The sequence below is a fragment of the Achromobacter kerstersii genome, from assembly GCF_902859595.1.
Classification (GTDB): Bacteria; Pseudomonadota; Gammaproteobacteria; order Burkholderiales; family Burkholderiaceae_B; genus Achromobacter; species Achromobacter kerstersii.
In genome coordinates, this window is record NZ_CADIJQ010000002.1 from 201898 (window position 1) to 216041 (window position 14144).

A 14144-nucleotide genomic window follows, 5' to 3' on the forward strand; every position below is an offset into this window, starting at 1 on the left:
GATCGAGGAAAGCCGCATTGTAAGGCCGGTGGGTAGTGGCTGCGGGAGGGCGTCGTAGGATGGGTGGCGCGCGGTGCGGCTGTTCTAAGAAATTGAATGCAGAACGGGCGCAACCCATCAAACGGCGCACCCTAAATCACGTACAGGTCTACGTATTCATGCACCGGCATGGCCTCAAGCGCCTGCTGGTTCAGCGATACGGTCAGGATGCGGCGCTGCTGCTTGGTGGGGAACATGCGGGCCAGGTTGGTGCGGAACTTGGCTTCCAGCAACGGAATGCCGTCGGCGCGGCGGCGCTTGTGGCCGATGGGGTATTCGCAGACGACTTCATTGAGCCGCGTGCCATCGTTGAACTCTGCCGTCAGCGCGTTGGCGATCGAGCGCTTGTCGGGATCGTGGTAATCGCGGGTGTAGGCCGGGTCTTCCACGCAGACGATCTTGTCGCGCAGCGCATCAATGCGCGGATCGCGGGCCACGTCGTCTTCGTAGTCGGCAGCTGTCAGCCGGCCGAACAGCACCGGCACGGCCACCATGTACTGGATGCAATGGTCGCGGTCAGCCGGATTGTTCAACGGCCCCTTCTTGTCGATGATGCGGATGCACGCCTCATGCGTGCGTATCTTGATGGCCTTGATGTCGTCGGCGGTCTTGCCCGCTGACTTCAGCTTGTCGTGGATTTCCATCGCGCATTCCACGGCGGTCTGCGAGTGGAACTCCGCCGGGAACGAAATCTTGAACAGCACGTTCTCCATCACGTAACTGCCATAGGGCCGCTGGAATTTGAACGGCTGGCCCTTGAAGAGCACATCGTAAAAGCCCCAGGTCTTGGCGCTGAGCACCGACGGATACCCCATTTCGCCCGTCTTGGCGATCAGCGCAAGGCGCACGGCGCGGCTGGTGGCGTCGCCCGCGGCCCAGCTTTTGCGGCTGCCGGTGTTAGGAGCATGGCGATAGGTGCGCAGGCTTTGGCCGTCGACCCAGGCCAGCGACACGGCGTTGATCACTTCATCGCGGTCCAGCCCCAGCATCTGCGCCACGACGGCGGTGGACGCCACCTTGACCAGCACGACGTGGTCCAGACCGACCTTGTTGAAGGAATTCTCCAGCGCGATGCAGCCCTGGATTTCGTGCGCTTTGATCATGCCTGTCAGCACGTCACGCATCAGCAGGGGCGCTTTGCCGGCAGCGACCGCCGTGCGCGACAGCCAATCGGCCGTGGCAAGAATGCCGCCCAGATTGTCCGACGGGTGGCCCCATTCGGCGGCAAGCCAGGTGTCGTTGAAATCGAGCCAGCGGATGGCGGTGCCGATGTTGAACGCGGCCTGGATAGGATCAAGCTGGAAAGAGGTGCCCGGCACTTTGGCGCCGTTGGGCACCACCGTGCCAGGCACGACCGGCCCCAGCAGCTTTTTGCACGCCGGATATTCCAGCGCTTCCAGGCCGCAGCCCAGCGTGTCGATCAAGCAGTTACGGGCGGTCTCGTACGCCAGGCTGCTTTTGATCTCGTAGTTAAGAACGTAGTCCGCGATATCAACCAGGACCTGGTCGGGCTCGGGGCGTACGTTAGAGATTGGGGCGGACATTGCGAACCCTCCTTAGCGAAGAAGTCAATACAGGTGGCCATGCCGCGCCGCTCTCGTTGTGGTGGGCTCGCCTTACTTGCGCTTGTCCAGCGGCACGAACTTCTGATCTTCCGGGCCGACGTAGTTGGCGGTGGGGCGGATGATCTTGTTGTCGATGCGCTGTTCAATGATGTGGGCCGACCAGCCTGCCGTGCGCGCGATGACGAACAGCGGGGTGAACATGGCGGTGGGCACGCCCATCATGTGATAGCTGACGGCCGAGAACCAGTCCAGGTTCGGGAACATCTTCTTGATGTCCCACATGACGGTTTCCAGGCGTTCGGCGATGTCGAACATCTTGGTGCTGCCGGCCTTCTTGGACAGCTTCTTCGCCACTTCCTTGATGACCTTGTTGCGCGGGTCGGACACGGTATAGACCGGGTGGCCAAAGCCGATGATGACTTCCTTGGCTTCGACGCGGCGGCGGATGTCGGCTTCGGCCTCGTCCGGCGTTTCATAGCGCTTTTGTACATCAAACGCCACTTCGTTGGCGCCGCCGTGCTTGGGGCCGCGCAGCGCGCCAATGGCGCCGGCAATCGACGAGAACATGTCCGAACCCGTGCCCGCGATGACGCGCGCGGTGAAGGTCGACGCATTGAATTCGTGCTCGGCGTACAGGTTCAAGGAGATGTGCATCGCCTTGACCCATTCGTCGCTGGGCTTTTCGCCGTGCAGCAAGTGCAGGAAGTGGCCGCCGATGCTGTCGTCGTCGGTTTGCACGTCGATCATGTGGCCGTTGTGGCTGTAGTGATACCAGTACAGCAGCGCCGAACCCAGGTTGGCCATCAGGCGGTCGGCGATGTCGCGCGCGCCCGGGGTGTTGTGGTCGTCTTTCTCAGGCAGCACGCAGCCCAGCACGGACACGGCGGTGCGCATCACGTCCATCGGGTGGCTGGAGGCGGGCAGCGCTTCCAGCGCCACTTGCAGCTGGGCGGGCAGGCCGCGCAGGCTCTTCAGCTTCTGCTTGTACGCGGCCAGTTCGGCCTTGTTGGGCAGCTTGCCGTGGACCAGCAGGTGAGCAATTTCCTCGAACTCGCTGGTGTGGGCGATGTCCAGAATGTCGTAGCCGCGGTAGTGCAGGTCGTTGCCGCTGCGGCCCACCGTGCACAGCGCGGTGTTGCCTGCGACCACGCCCGACAGGGCGACGGATTTCTTGGGTTTGAAACCGGCTTTCTCTTCCGGCTTCGCGTCCGGCTTGGCTTCTTGCTTTTTGGCAGCCGTGCTCATGTCTCTACTCCTTTCCTTTCGCTGTGGTCGATGCAATGGGGATACTCGTGGCGTCGCGCGGGTGGCGCGGCGCCGGATACCAAAGGCGTGGCGGGATTACGCTTTGCCCTTCTGGAAGAGCGCATCCAGTTTGGATTCGAATTCGTGATAGCCGATGCGGTCGTACAGCTCTTCGCGCGTTTGCATCAGGTCCACCACATTTTTCTGGTGGCCGTCGCGGCGGATGGCGGTGTAGACGGCTTCGGCGGCCTTGTTCATGGCGCGGAAGGCCGACAGCGGGTAGAGCACCATGCCCACGCCCACGCTCTTGAGTTCTTCAACGGTGAACAGCGGCGTCTTGCCGAATTCGGTGATGTTGGCCAGTACGGGCACTTTGACGGCTTTGACGAAGCGGTCATAGGTGGGCAGGTCGTAGGCGGCTTCGGCGAAGATCGCGTCAGCGCCGGCTTCCACGCAGGCCAGCGCGCGTTCGATGGCGGCGTCCACGCCGTGGGACGCAATGGCGTCGGTGCGGGCGATCAGGTAGAAATCGGAGTCGGTGCGCGCGTCGGCCGCTGCCTTGACGCGGTCGGCCATTTCTTCGGTGGTGACGATTTCCTTGCCCGGGCGATGGCCGCAGCGCTTGGCGCCGACCTGGTCTTCGATGTGGCAGGCGGCCGCGCCGAACTTGATCAGGCTTTTGACCGTGCGGCCGATGTTGAACGCCGACGGGCCAAAGCCGGTGTCGATGTCCACCACCAGCGGCACGTCGCACACGTCGGTGATGCGGCGCACGTCGGTCAGCACGTCGTCCATGGTGTTGATGCCCAGATCGGGCAGGCCCAGGGACCCCGCCGCCACACCGCCGCCAGACAGGTAGATGGCGCGATAGCCGGCGCGCTTGGCCAGCAGTGCGTGGTTGGCGTTGATGGCGCCAATGATTTGCAGCGGGCTTTCTTCGGCGAGGGCGCGACGGAAGAGGGCGCCGGGCGATTCGGGTCTGGACATGGAAGTCTCCGTTTCTTTTATGACTAGCCCACGACCTTATCGCGGGTCCGGAATATAAATCTGTCCCCTACGCGACAATCGCCGGCGGCGGGGCAGTGAGACAGATGTATGTTTCGGATGGATGTTTCGGTCTTGCTTAGGAATTGGGCCCGCGTGAGCGGGCCCAATTCTGATTCAAGCGCTGCTTACTTCAGCAGGTCCTTGACGCCGTCGCGCTCTTCCAGGAGCTCTTTCAGCGTGAAGTCCAGGCGCTCACGCGAGAAGGCGTCGATTTCCAGGCCTTCAACACGCTTGTATTCGCCGTTTTCGGTCGTGACCGGCACGCCGTAGATGATGCCTTCGGGGATGCCGTAGGAACCATCCGACGGGATACCCATCGTGACCCACTTGCCGTTGCTGCCCAGGACCCAGTCACGGACGTGGTCGATGGCGGCGTTGGCGGCCGAAGCGGCCGAGGACAGGCCACGGGCTTCGATGATGGCGGCGCCACGCTTGCCCACGGTCGGGATGAACGTGTCGCGGTTCCAGGCGTCGTCATTGATGAGCTTGGTGAGCGACTCGCCGCCGACGGTGGCGAAGCGGAAGTCCGGGTACATCGTGGGCGAGTGGTTGCCCCACACGACCAGCTTTTCGATAGCGGCAACCGGCTTGCCCGACTTGGCCGACAACTGCGACAGGGCGCGGTTGTGGTCCAGGCGCAGCATGGCGGTGAAGTTCTTTGCCGGCAGGTCCGGCGCCGACTTCATGGCGATGTAGGCGTTGGTGTTGGCGGGGTTGCCGACGACCAGGACCTTGACGTTGCGGCTGGCCACGTCGTTCAGGGCCTTGCCCTGCGCCGTGAAGATCTGGGCGTTGACGGACAGCAGGTCCTTGCGCTCCATGCCGGGGCCGCGCGGACGGGCGCCAACCAGCAGGGCCACGTCGGCATCCTTGAAGGCGGTGCGGGGGTCGCTGTGGGCGGTCACTTCCTGCAGCAGCGGGAAGGCGCAGTCATCCAATTCCATGATGACGCCCTTCAGGGCCTTTTGCGCTTTCTCGTCGGGGATTTCCAGCAGTTGCAGGATGACGGGTTGATCTTTACCCAGCATTTCGCCAGAGGCGATGCGGAATAGCAGTGCGTAACCGATTTGGCCGGCGGCGCCGGTGACGGCGACACGCAAGGCAGGCTTGGACATGGACGTTCTCCGTAATGGTTTGGCGAGAAAAATCTCACCAATCAGTGTAATCGTTGGGGCATCAAAAACAGCGCGCACGAACAAGCCAGCGCGGGGCCCTGACAGCCGTGAATCCTAGAACGATTTCCAGGGGGCGTCAAACGCTCTTCTATCTTATATAAGACATAAGACGTTGGACAGCGTCCCGCCCGATATGCCACAATAGAGCGTTTATTCGAATGCGTTGCAGCACGGCCCGCTGTGCTCTTTCCAGCGCATTTTGGATGTGGGTTTACACCGTGCATCGGCATCGTACGTTTGCATTGTGTTTCGCATCGTTTTTTGCGCTGCCCTCCCATCATCCGGATGAACATGACACTTTCAAGAAGATCCATGGCAGAGCCTCGGCCCGAAACCTCCTTACGCACACGCGCCGCCCGTTCAACGGGCGAGGGGGCCGCTTTCAGTCCGCTCTATCGCCAGATCAAGGATCTGCTCGTTCAAAGCCTTGAGCGCGGTGAATGGAAGCCCGGTGAACTCATCCCCAGCGAAATCGATCTGGCCGCCCGTTTTCAGGTGAGCCAGGGCACGGTGCGCAAGGCGGTTGATGAGTTGGCCGCCGAGCACATGCTGCTGCGCCGCCAGGGCAAGGGCACGTTTGTCGCCACCCACCACGAAGCCCGCGTGCGTTACCGTTTCCTGCGCCTGGCCGCCGATGAAGAAGGCGAGCCCGGCCGAGCGGAAAGTCGTATTCTGGAATGCCGCCGCCTGCGTGCGCCCGCTGAAATCGCGCGCGCTCTTGATCTGCGTGCGGGCGAAACCGTTGTCATGATCCGCCGCCTGCTGTCCATGGGGCAGACGCCCACCGTCGTGGACGACATCTGGCTGCCCGGTTCCATTTTCCGTGGACTGACCCTGGAGCTGCTGACCGCCAACAAGGCGCCGCTCTATGGTCTGTTCGAATCCGAGTTCGGCGTCAGCATGGTGCGCGCGGACGAGAAGCTGCGCGCAGTGATTGCGCCGGCCGAAGTCTGTCCCCTGCTTAATGTTCCGGCCGGCACGCCGTTGTTGCAGGTGGATCGGGTGTCTTACACCTATGGTGACCGCCCCATGGAAATTCGCCGGGGTTTGTACTTGACCGATCGATACCACTACCGCAATAGTCTGAATTGATGAGCTTTTTAACTACGATTTGATACCAACCCAATCTCTGGGCGAAAATACTGTGTTTGCCCGAAAGGGCCACGGCACTTTCGCCGTCACGATTCCCTAGTTCCGAAACACCGAGGCCGTCATGTCCGACACCGCTGCCAAGCCACGTCCGCAGTTTCGCAATATTGGGCTTGCCCAAGTTGCGTTCTCCTATCGCCTGCCCCTGGCCGGCAAGCTGTCCATCCTGCACCGCATCAGCGGCATTTTGCTGTTCCTCTGTTTGCCCTTGGTCATCGTGCCGCTGTTCGCAGCTAGCGTGGCCGCACCGCAATCGTTCGCCTGGATCGCCTCCATCGCGGCAAACCCGATCGTCAAGCTTGTCTTCCTGGTCCTGATCTGGGGCTACCTGCATCACTTCTGTGCTGGCATCCGCTACCTGCTGCTGGACTTGCACATCGGTATCGACAAGCTGTCGGCCAAGAAAAGCGCCGGCGTGGTTTTCGGTGTCAGCCTGGCGCTGACGCTGGTGTTCGGTCTCAAACTGTTCGGAGTGCTGTAAATGGCCGCCGCTAAAAACTACGGACCCAAGCGCCTGGTCGTTGGCGCCCACTATGGGGTCATGGATTTCATCATCCAGCGCATCACCGCCGTCATCATGGTCGTGTATACGCTGGTGCTGCTCGTCGGCATCTTGACGATGCCTGCCTTCACGTATGAACACTGGGTCAAGCTGTTCAATTTCTACGTGGGCTTCATTCCGGTTGGCCAGATCCTGGCCTCCCTTGCATTCATTGCGTTGGCCTGGCATGCCTGGATTGGCGTGCGCGACATCTGGATGGACTACGTCAAGCCGGTGGGCCTGCGCCTGCTGCTGCAAGTGCTGACGATCCTCTGGCTGGTCGGTACGGTCGTTTACTTCGCGCAAATCCTCTGGAGCATTTAAGCCGTGGTCTCTGTCATGAAATCCTTGCCGCGCCGCCAGTTTGATGTGGTGGTCGTTGGCGCCGGTGGAGCCGGCATGCGTTGTTCGCTGCAACTGTCCCAAGCGGGCCTGTCCGTTGCAGTGCTGTCCAAAGTGTTCCCCACGCGTTCGCACACCGTTGCCGCACAAGGCGGCGTGAGCGCCTCGCTGGGCAACATGAGCGAAGACAACTGGTACTGGCACATGTACGACACCGTCAAGGGGTCGGATTGGCTGGGCGACCAGGACGCCATCGAATTCATGTGCCGTGAAGCGCCGAACGCCGTGTACGAGCTCGAGCACTTCGGCATGCCGTTTGACCGCAACCCCGACGGCACGATCTACCAGCGTCCGTTCGGCGGTCACACCGCCAACTTCGGTGAAAAGCCGGTGCAGCGCGCCTGTGCCGCCGCCGACCGCACCGGCCACGCGCTGTTGCACACGCTCTACCAGCGCAACGTTGCCGCGCGCACCCAGTTCTTCGTCGAATGGATGGCGCTGGACCTGCTGCGCAACGAGGCGGGCGACGTCGTCGGCGTCACCGCTCTGGAAATGGAAACGGGCGAAATCTACATCCTGGAAGCCAAGACCACGGTGCTGGCCACCGGCGGCGCTGGCCGTATCTGGGCCGCTTCCACCAACGCCTTCATCAACACCGGTGACGGCCTGGGCATGGCTGCGCGCGCAGGCATCCCGCTGCAAGACATGGAATTCTGGCAATTCCACCCGACCGGCGTTGCTGGCGCGGGCGTGCTGATCACCGAAGGCGTGCGTGGCGAAGGCGGCATCCTGTTGAACAAGGATGGCGAACGCTTCATGGAGCGCTATGCGCCCACGCTGAAGGACTTGGCTCCGCGTGACTTCGTGTCGCGTTCGATGGACCAGGAAATCAAGGAAGGCCGCGGTTGCGGTCCGGACGGCAGCTACGTCGTCCTGAAGCTGGATCACCTGGGCGCCGACGTCATCAACAAGCGTCTGCCCTCGATCCGCGAAATCGCCATCAAGTTCGGTAACGTCGACCCGATCAAGGAACCGATCCCCGTCGTCCCGACCATTCACTACCAGATGGGCGGTATTCCGGCCAACTACCACGGCCAGGTGCTGTCGCGCGAAAACGGCGAGAACAAGGTCGTCAACGGCCTGTACGCCATCGGCGAATGCGCCGCGGTGTCGGTGCACGGCGCCAACCGCCTGGGCACGAACTCGCTGCTGGACCTGATCGTCTTCGGCCGCGCCACCGGCAACCACATCGTGAATTCGCACCCGGAGCGCCAGCGTGCGCACCAGGACCTGCCGAAGGAAGCCGTGGAATTCTCGCTGGACCGCGTGAACAAGCTGGAATCGCGCACCTCGGGCGAAAAGACGCAAGACATCGGCAACGCCATCCGCTTCTCGATGCAGCGCCACTGCGGCGTGTTCCGCACGCTGGAACTGCTGAACGAAGGCGTGACGCAGATCGAAGATCTGGCCAAGCAAGCCGACAATATCTACTTCAAGGACAAGTCCAAGGTGTTCAACACCGCGCGCGTCGAAGCGCTGGAACTGGCCAACATGACCGAAGTGGCCCGCGCCACGATCAAGTCGGCCGCTGCCCGTACGGAAAGCCGTGGCGCTCACGCGCTGGACGACCACCCGACGCGCGACGACGAGAACTGGCTGAAGCACACGCTGTGGTACTCCGAAGGCAGCCGCCTGGATTACAAGCCTGTGCAGATGAAGCCGCTCACCGTTGAGTCCTTCCCGCCCAAGGCGCGTACCTTCTAAGTCCGGATAGAGCCCATTATGAGCACCAAGAGAATCGTCAAGTTCGAAATCTACCGCTACGATCCGGACAAGGACGAGCGCCCGTACATGCAGAAGCTGGACGTTGAACTCCAGCCCACCGACAAGATGCTGCTTGATGCGCTGGTGCGCATCAAGAACGACGTCGATGACAGCCTGGCCCTGCGCCGCTCGTGCCGTGAAGGCGTGTGCGGTTCGGACGCCATGAACATAAACGGCAAGAACGGTCTGGCCTGCACGACGAACCTGCGCGAATTGAAGGAACCCATCGTTCTGCGTCCGCTGCCGGGCCTGCCCGTCATCCGCGACCTGATCGTGGACATGACGCACTTCTTCAACCAGTACCACTCGATCCGTCCGTACCTCATCAACGACGCGCCGCCGCCCGAAAAAGAGCGCCTGCAGTCGCCCGAGGCGCGCGAAGAGCTGGATGGCCTGTACGAGTGCATTCTGTGCGCGTGCTGTTCCACTTCCTGCCCGTCGTTCTGGTGGAACCCGGACAAGTTCGTCGGCCCGGCCGGCCTGCTGCAAGCCTACCGCTTCATCGCCGACAGCCGCGACGAAGCCACCGGCGAGCGTCTGGACAACCTGGAAGATCCGTACCGCCTGTTCCGTTGCCACACCATCATGAACTGCGTCGACGTCTGTCCGAAGGGCCTGAACCCGACGAAGGCCATCGGCAAGATCAAGGAACTGATGGTTCGCCGTACGGTCTAGTGTCTATCTAGCGTGAAGACTTTTGTATTTATGGTGTAACGATGAGCAGGCTAACTGAACTGGAGCGGGCGCGTCTGCGTTGGCGGGCGCGCCGCGGCCTGCTCGAAAACGACTTGATCATCACTCGGTATCTTGACGCTTACGAGGCTGAACTTACCGATGATGATGTGGCCGCATTGACCCAGCTGTTCGAGATGGGAGACAACGATCTTCTCGACCTGCTGCTGGCCCGTAAGGAACTCGAAGGCGACCTGGACACCCCCAGGCTTCGGGGCATTATTGGCCAGATGCGCGCACTCTGATTAATGTGAGAGGAAATAACATGAACCTGTCTGACAAAAAAGCCACTCTATCCTTCTCGGATGGCAGCGCACCCATTGAGTTCCCTGTCTACAAGGGCACGGTCGGTCCGGATGTGATCGACATCCGCAAGCTGTATGGCCAGACGGGCATGTTTACGTTTGACCCGGGCTTCATGTCCACGGCCGCTTGCGAATCGGGCATCACGTACATCGACGGCGACAAGGGCGAACTGCTGTACCGCGGTTTCCCCATCGAGCAATTGGCCGTCAATTGCGACTTCATGGACATCTGCTACCTGATCCTGAACGGCGAACTGCCGAACCAGGAACAGAAGGCTGACTTTGATTCGCAAGTGACCCATCACACGATGGTCAACGAGCAGCTGCACTTCTTCCTGCGCGGCTTCCGCCGTGACGCTCACCCGATGGCTGTGCTGACGGGTCTGGTTGGCGCGCTGTCCGCGTTCTACCACGACTCCACCGACATCACGAACCCGCAGCATCGCCACATCTCGGCCATCCGCCTGATCGCCAAGATGCCGACGCTGGTTGCGATGGCGTACAAGTACTCGCAAGGCCAACCGTTCATCTACCCGCAGAACGACCTGTCCTACACGGGCAACTTCCTGCGCATGATGTTCGCCACGCCGTGCGAAGACTACAAGGTCAATGAAGTCGTCGAGCGCGCGCTGGACCGCATCTTCATCCTGCACGCTGATCACGAGCAAAACGCGTCGACCTCCACCGTGCGCCTGTGCGGTTCGTCGGGCACCAACCCGTTTGCCGCCATCTCGGCTGGCGTGGCTTGCCTGTGGGGCCCGGCTCACGGCGGCGCCAACGAAGCTTGCCTGCAAATGCTGGAAGAGCTGCAAGCCAACGGCGGCATCGCCAAGGTTGGCGAGTTCATGGAGAAGGTCAAGGACAAGAACTCGGGCGTGCGCCTGATGGGCTTTGGCCACCGCGTCTACAAGAACTACGACCCGCGCGCCAAGCTGATGCAAGAAACGTGCAAGGAAGTGCTCTCGGCCCTGGGCCTGGAAAACGACCCGCTGTTCAAGCTGGCCATGGAACTGGAACGCATCGCCCTGTCGGACCCGTACTTCGTGCAGCGCAAGCTGTACCCGAACGTGGACTTCTACTCGGGTATCGTCCAGCGCGCCATCGGCATCCCGACCTCGCTGTTCACGGCCATCTTCGCGCTGGCCCGCACGGTGGGCTGGATTGCCCAGTGGAACGAAATGCTGTCGGACCCCGATTACAAGATCGGCCGCCCGCGCCAGCTGTTCACGGGTTCCGTGACCCGCGACGTGCCCCCGATGGACAAGCGTTAATCCGCTTACCCTTCGGCAGGACACTGACAAAAAACCGCCTTCGGGCGGTTTTTTGTTGCCTGCCGCTTGGGTGCTTCTCCGGCGGGAAGAAGCGGATATCATGCTGGCCATGATTCCTGTCTCGCTTCCATCAGCCAATTTTTACCTGTTGCTTTCCCTGGGCCTGCTTGCCGGGGTCGTGCTGGCCATTTGGGGCGTGGTGCTGGCCGTCAGTGCCAGCCATCGCAGAACCGTCCGTAAGCACTGGAAGAAGTCGGCCGTGCTGTTCGTGGTGTTGGCGGTGCCCTTTGCCTTCTTCGCCTGGGTACACACCATCGTCTGGCAAATTGAGCGCGAGAGTGAGCGGGCCGAGGCCGCGCGCAACGTGACGCTGGAACAAGCGGCTACCGTGGGCGGCGTGGCAATGCCCGCCGGCACCCGGCTGAAGTTGCAAGACGAAGGGCAGCTGGAAACGTACGTCGAGGCCGAATTTCCTGCGCCCACGCCCATCTTCGGCGTGCATACCCTGTTTGCGCGCCGATATCTGGACACCGAATACGAAAAAGACACGTACGAGCTGATTCGCCGGTATCCGCGAAATATCGTCCTGAAAGGCCAGGGCGACCAACTGGTGCAGGGGTGGCGTTGCGACAGCACGCAGGACATCGAATTTGACACCGAATCCGACGGCGCCATGAAGGCCCTGAACCAATGCACGCTGGGTAGCGGCAACGAGGTCGAGGGAATTGCGATCCATGCGGGTTCGGTGTTGTATGGCTCGACCGGCACGGTTTATGTGGACGGCTCGAGCGACCCTGACCGCTGGCGCATCGAAGTAAAAGATCCCGTGGCGGTGAAGGTGTTCGGCCTGATGTTGAGCGAGCCCCGGATATATCTGGATATTGACCGGCGCTTGCTGCGAGTCAGCGACGCGGAGCTTGCCTGCCGCGTGCAGCGAGGGGGCTTTGACTATGCCGAGGGCACGCAGGTCAAGACCATCAGGCGCGTGATCGACGGGCAGCGCGAGCCTTTTCCCGGCGTACTGGTGTTCAGCCCGGGGGAAGGGCGGGTGGCCAGGCGCGAGGGCCATGCCGACGTGCCAGAAGGCATGTCAGTCATGCAAGCGTTCGACGGAACGCTCGCCGGCATTGTGACGAACGATGAAGTCGGCGTCTTTAAGTTCGCGACCTTCGTCGTCGGCGACGAGGAGCCAAAGCCCCCTGCGCGCGCACGCTGCCCGTAGCGGCATGAGGTGTCCACGTTTGCAGCACCCATTAAGAAATTCTTAAAAGTCTGGTCCGACAATGCGGCTTGCCGCCGGGGGTGACACGCCGGCTAAACCGTAACGGAGACACGCCGGATGAGACTGCCGTGAGAAGCCTGCACAGCATGGAGCTGTTTGCAGAGGTAGCCAAGGCGCGCAGCTTCAGCCGCGCCGCCGTCGTGCTGGGGCTGCCGAAATCGACACTATCGCGCCGGGTGGCGGAACTGGAGCGCTCGGTGGGCTTGAGCCTGCTGACCCGCAGCACCCGCAAGGTTGAACTGACCGGCGCGGGCGAGATTTATCTGGAACGCTGCCTGCGCATCGTGGAAGAGGCGCAGGTTGCGCACGAGGAATTGCAGGCGCTGACCGCCACGCCCTCGGGCCTGTTGCGCATCAACATGCCAGCCACCTTCGCGACCGATGTGATGGCGGAAATTTTCCTGGGGTTCTCGCGCCGTCACCCGGAGGTGGCGTTTCATGTGAATCTGGCCAGCCTGGAACATGTAGATCGCGTGGCCGAGCCCTGCGATTTGACGATCAAGATTGGCGAGTTGCCCGACTCTTCGCGCATCGCCAGAACGCTGGGTGCGCTGCGCGTGCATCTTTACGCATCGGAAGACTATCTGTTGACTCACGGCGCGCCCACGCATCCGTCGGAATTGACGGCGCATGAATGCATCGGATTTCGGGCGCAAGACAACGGGGCGTCGACGCGTTGGCAGCTTGTTCGTGGCAACGAGCAGGTCAGCGTCATGCCCGGCAGCCGGTTTTCGGTGAACGAAGCGGGCATGGCGCGCCGGCTGGCGATGCTGGGCGCGGGCATCGCCGCGCTAGGCGGCGACCAGACCGAGCTGGAGTCATCCGGCGGTTTGCGGCGCGTGCTGCCTGAATGGAGCCTGGGCCCGTTTCCCGTGCACGTCGTCACGGAAACCCGCTTGCTGCCAGCCCGGGCCCGGGCATTTGTCGATTACCTGATCGCCTGCCTGGCCAAAGGCTGGCCGGCGTCAGCGGCTACACGCTGATGTGGCGCGCCATCAGCACGGCGAACAGCGGCAGGAAGATGAACAGGTGCGACTCAATCATCACCCAGCGCCGTACGCTTTTGATCTCTGGCGCGGCCGGCACGAAGCCCGCCTGCTGACGGGATTGTTTCGCCCAGCGCAGGATCTTCAGCGTGGGCGGGATCGAACAGAGCGCAATGATGACGAACAGCGTGATCTTGGCGTGGAACCACGGTGAGCTCATGTAGAACGCCGCGCCTTTCGCACCCAAGGTCAGGCGCAGCAGGCCGGTGACCAGCACCAGGATGGCGCTGACGCCATAGAGGCGGTCATAGATGATCAGCCGCTTCACGCCATTGGCGGTAAGGTCGGGGCGCAGCAGCACGGCTTCGGCGGTCAGCACCACCACCATGACGAAGATAGCCAGGTAGTGGAACCAGGCATAGAGGGCATCGGCCAGCATGTCGTCTCCAGAAAAGTGACAAGCTCGGTTTTACCATCCGCCTGGGGCCGCAGACTATCTTCGCGCGTGAACTATCGCGACACGATGGCGGGTGGGATGCAGCTGTGGGTCGCAGCTGCGGGATGTGGCTGTGGGATGCAGCTGCGGGATGTGGCTGTGCGATGCCGCCCAATGAGAACGGGCGCCCCGTGGGGCGCCCGTG

At 62.0% G+C, this 14144-nt stretch carries 14 protein-coding genes; 9 read left to right on the forward strand and 5 right to left on the reverse strand.

Translation table 11 applies throughout. From position 1 onward, the window contains the following. Positions 1–131 precede the first annotated feature (131 nt). The 4 genes from HV765_RS09820 to HV765_RS09835 all read right to left on the reverse strand — a co-directional run bounded on the left by HV765_RS09820 (position 132) and on the right by HV765_RS09835 (position 5011). Complete coding sequence (locus HV765_RS09820) at positions 132–1583, reverse strand: bifunctional 2-methylcitrate dehydratase/aconitate hydratase (RefSeq protein ID WP_175169632.1); 1452 nt, start codon at positions 1581–1583, stop codon at positions 132–134. A 72-nt stretch (positions 1584–1655) separates the two neighbouring features. After that, on the reverse strand, positions 1656–2849 hold the full coding sequence (gene prpC / locus HV765_RS09825) for a bifunctional 2-methylcitrate synthase/citrate synthase (RefSeq protein WP_054423908.1): 1194 nt from the start codon (positions 2847–2849) through the stop codon (positions 1656–1658). Between the two features lie 96 nt (positions 2850–2945). Then, the gene (gene prpB / locus HV765_RS09830) at positions 2946–3836 is read right to left on the reverse strand and encodes a methylisocitrate lyase (protein WP_054423906.1); all 891 of its coding nucleotides are present in this window, start codon (positions 3834–3836) and stop codon (positions 2946–2948) included. A 185-nt stretch (positions 3837–4021) separates the two neighbouring features. Beyond that, positions 4022–5011, reverse strand: a complete 990-nt coding sequence (locus HV765_RS09835) for a malate dehydrogenase (RefSeq protein ID WP_054423904.1) — start codon at positions 5009–5011, stop codon at positions 4022–4024. Positions 5012–5383: 372 nt separating this feature from the next. Between HV765_RS09835 and HV765_RS09840 the strand changes: the two genes are divergently transcribed. From HV765_RS09840 to HV765_RS09880, 9 genes are all read left to right on the forward strand, one after another. Further along, a complete protein-coding gene (locus HV765_RS09840; RefSeq protein WP_054423901.1) occupies positions 5384–6163 on the forward strand; it encodes a GntR family transcriptional regulator in 780 nt (259 codons plus the stop codon). A gap of 121 nt (positions 6164–6284) precedes the next feature. Next, complete coding sequence (sdhC, locus tag HV765_RS09845) at positions 6285–6701, forward strand: succinate dehydrogenase, cytochrome b556 subunit (protein ID WP_006223904.1); 417 nt, start codon at positions 6285–6287, stop codon at positions 6699–6701. Continuing rightward, on the forward strand, positions 6702–7085 hold the full coding sequence (gene sdhD / locus HV765_RS09850) for a succinate dehydrogenase, hydrophobic membrane anchor protein (protein ID WP_175169633.1): 384 nt from the start codon (positions 6702–6704) through the stop codon (positions 7083–7085). It begins immediately after the preceding gene. A 3-nt stretch (positions 7086–7088) separates the two neighbouring features. Continuing rightward, positions 7089–8867 (forward strand): succinate dehydrogenase flavoprotein subunit, encoded by a 1779-nt coding sequence (sdhA, locus tag HV765_RS09855; protein WP_054423897.1) that lies wholly within the window; start codon positions 7089–7091, stop codon positions 8865–8867. A gap of 18 nt (positions 8868–8885) precedes the next feature. Next, on the forward strand, positions 8886–9602 hold the full coding sequence (locus tag HV765_RS09860; RefSeq protein ID WP_006218127.1) for a succinate dehydrogenase iron-sulfur subunit: 717 nt from the start codon (positions 8886–8888) through the stop codon (positions 9600–9602). Positions 9603–9643: 41 nt separating this feature from the next. Further along, on the forward strand, positions 9644–9904 hold the full coding sequence (locus HV765_RS09865; RefSeq protein WP_006218128.1) for a succinate dehydrogenase assembly factor 2: 261 nt from the start codon (positions 9644–9646) through the stop codon (positions 9902–9904). Positions 9905–9924: 20 nt separating this feature from the next. Then, positions 9925–11235, forward strand: coding sequence for a citrate synthase (locus HV765_RS09870; protein ID WP_025141293.1), 1311 nt, complete (start codon positions 9925–9927; stop codon positions 11233–11235). A 100-nt stretch (positions 11236–11335) separates the two neighbouring features. After that, positions 11336–12457, forward strand: coding sequence for a hypothetical protein (locus HV765_RS09875; RefSeq protein ID WP_254600523.1), 1122 nt, complete (start codon positions 11336–11338; stop codon positions 12455–12457). A 146-nt stretch (positions 12458–12603) separates the two neighbouring features. Next, a complete protein-coding gene (locus tag HV765_RS09880) occupies positions 12604–13500 on the forward strand; it encodes a LysR family transcriptional regulator (protein ID WP_175169758.1) in 897 nt (298 codons plus the stop codon). Here HV765_RS09880 and HV765_RS09885 read toward each other — a convergent pair. Further along, positions 13490–13942 carry a DUF2214 family protein gene (locus HV765_RS09885; RefSeq protein ID WP_054423893.1) on the reverse strand — a complete coding sequence of 151 codons (453 nt, stop codon included), beginning with the start codon at positions 13940–13942 and terminating at the stop codon, positions 13490–13492. The genes HV765_RS09880 and HV765_RS09885 overlap by 11 nt on opposite strands. Between the last annotated feature and the right edge of the window lie 202 nt (positions 13943–14144).

Bases quoted from the DNA above. Each gene is read 5' to 3' on its own strand.
- HV765_RS09820 (WP_175169632.1), bottom strand. From the start codon at position 1,583: ATGTCCGCCCCAATCTCTAACGTACGCCCCGAGCCCGACCAGGTCCTG.
- prpC (WP_054423908.1), bottom strand. From the start codon at position 2,849: ATGAGCACGGCTGCCAAAAAGCAAGAAGCCAAGCCGGACGCGAAGCCG.
- prpB (WP_054423906.1), bottom strand. From the start codon at position 3,836: ATGTCCAGACCCGAATCGCCCGGCGCCCTCTTCCGTCGCGCCCTCGCC.
- HV765_RS09835 (WP_054423904.1), bottom strand. From the start codon at position 5,011: ATGTCCAAGCCTGCCTTGCGTGTCGCCGTCACCGGCGCCGCCGGCCAA.
- HV765_RS09840 (WP_054423901.1), top strand. From the start codon at position 5,384: ATGGCAGAGCCTCGGCCCGAAACCTCCTTACGCACACGCGCCGCCCGT.
- sdhC (WP_006223904.1), top strand. From the start codon at position 6,285: ATGTCCGACACCGCTGCCAAGCCACGTCCGCAGTTTCGCAATATTGGG.
- sdhD (WP_175169633.1), top strand. From the start codon at position 6,702: ATGGCCGCCGCTAAAAACTACGGACCCAAGCGCCTGGTCGTTGGCGCC.
- HV765_RS09860 (WP_006218127.1), top strand. From the start codon at position 8,886: ATGAGCACCAAGAGAATCGTCAAGTTCGAAATCTACCGCTACGATCCG.
- HV765_RS09865 (WP_006218128.1), top strand. From the start codon at position 9,644: ATGAGCAGGCTAACTGAACTGGAGCGGGCGCGTCTGCGTTGGCGGGCG.
- HV765_RS09870 (WP_025141293.1), top strand. From the start codon at position 9,925: ATGAACCTGTCTGACAAAAAAGCCACTCTATCCTTCTCGGATGGCAGC.
- HV765_RS09875 (WP_254600523.1), top strand. From the start codon at position 11,336: ATGCTGGCCATGATTCCTGTCTCGCTTCCATCAGCCAATTTTTACCTG.
- HV765_RS09880 (WP_175169758.1), top strand. From the start codon at position 12,604: ATGGAGCTGTTTGCAGAGGTAGCCAAGGCGCGCAGCTTCAGCCGCGCC.
- HV765_RS09885 (WP_054423893.1), bottom strand. From the start codon at position 13,942: ATGCTGGCCGATGCCCTCTATGCCTGGTTCCACTACCTGGCTATCTTC.